Raw genomic sequence first — 475 nt, forward strand, 5'->3', positions numbered from 1 at the left:
CTCGAAGCGTTTTCCCGGACTGTGGATTTTGAAGCGTTCCGTCCTGATCTGGAGAAGGCTCTGGCGTATTCCGATGGAAGCAAGGGTGGACGACCGCCATTTGATCCAGTGCTGATGTTCAAAATCCTGGTGATCCAGACACTGAACAATTTGTCCGATGAACGTACAGAGTATCTGATCAACGATCGCCTGTCGTTCATGCGCTTCCTTGGGCTGGGGCTTTCAGATCGTGTTCCTGATGCCAAAACGATCTGGCTGTTCCGTGAGGGCCTGACGCAGGCGGGAGCGATCGAGGGTCTGTTCAATCGCTTTGATACAACCCTGCAGCACGCAGGCTATCTGCCGATGTCGGGCCAGATCCTGGATGCAACGCTGGTGGCTGCTCCAAAGCAGCGCAACACGAACGCCGAGAAAGCCGATCTCCGGGCAGGCCGTATTCCCGAAGACTGGCAGGACAAGCCGTCAAAGCTGTCGC

1 protein-coding gene is annotated in these 475 nt (G+C 56.0%); it reads left to right on the forward strand.

Going from position 1 to position 475, the window contains the following annotated elements:
* A partial coding sequence (locus tag Abci_RS14020; RefSeq protein ID WP_048839787.1) for an IS5/IS1182 family transposase occupies positions 1-475 on the forward strand: 475 nt, incomplete at both ends.

Source organism: Acetobacter cibinongensis (assembly GCF_000963925.1).
In the GTDB taxonomy this organism is placed as follows: domain Bacteria; phylum Pseudomonadota; class Alphaproteobacteria; order Acetobacterales; family Acetobacteraceae; genus Acetobacter; species Acetobacter cibinongensis.